Here is a 789-nt window from a genome sequence, read left to right as displayed (position 1 = left end):
GAGATTGTCCATTGCTAGGGCAGTTCTGAAGGATGCTCCAATTTTGGTACTTGATGAAGCAACATCCTCCGTTGACAATGAGACCGAGGAGGCTTTGCAGAAATCACTGGCAGTCATCTCCAAGAATCGAACAACGATTGTTATTGCACATCGTTTATCGACGATAAGACACAGTGATTCAATCATAGTTCTGGATGAGGGAAAGGTAGTTGAATCGGGAAGTCATGATGATTTGTTGAAGAATGATTCACAATATGCTAGGCTTTGGAATGTTCAGACCGGAAAAAGATAATTTACCCGTTGTCCTTATCATCCCCTTTCTTTGATTCCTTAATCACGGGCCCGTAGATCAGCCTGGAAGATCGCCTGCTTTGCAAGCAGGAGGCCTCGGGTTCAAATCCCGACGGGTCCACCACTTTTCTAAAGATATTTTTTTATTCTATAGCTGGTACCCAAAATATGCGTTCGATTATTGCAGTATTGATTGCCTTACTGGTCGCTCTCCAGCCAATGCTTTCATTTGATGACGATAGTTCACGTCAGGTTAACAGTTTTAGCTTCTCCTCACAAACAGACTCAGAAGACGTGAATTGGTGGGAAGATACGAGAATGGACAAAGACAAGAATCGCATGCATGATATACTTGACATGGCATTGGAACAAGGTAAATTCATAGTGGATGGAAAGATTTCAGTTTTGGTTGATTTTGATCATATGCCAACTGAATTGGATGAACAGTTATTGATTGATGAAGTCGGTTTTGTTCCTTCTTGGAGATTTCACCATATA

2 protein-coding genes and 1 tRNA gene are annotated in these 789 nt (G+C 41.6%); all 3 read left to right on the top strand.

Annotation, left to right across the window (positions count from 1 at the left end):
- A partial coding sequence (locus QGG57_06975; protein ID MDP7007902.1) for an ABC transporter occupies positions 1-292 on the top strand: 292 nt, incomplete at its 5' end.
- Between the two features lie 46 nt (positions 293-338).
- A tRNA-Ala gene (locus tag QGG57_06970) sits at positions 339-415 on the top strand.
- Between the two features lie 44 nt (positions 416-459).
- The coding region (locus QGG57_06965; protein ID MDP7007901.1) for a hypothetical protein at positions 460-789 on the top strand (330 nt) is incomplete at its 3' end.

It is taken from the genome of Candidatus Poseidoniia archaeon (assembly GCA_030748895.1).
Taxonomy (GTDB): domain Archaea; phylum Thermoplasmatota; class Poseidoniia; order MGIII; family CG-Epi1; genus UBA8886.
The sequence above is the reverse complement of the archived record's forward strand: the minus strand, read 5'-3'. Positions and strand labels throughout refer to the sequence as shown.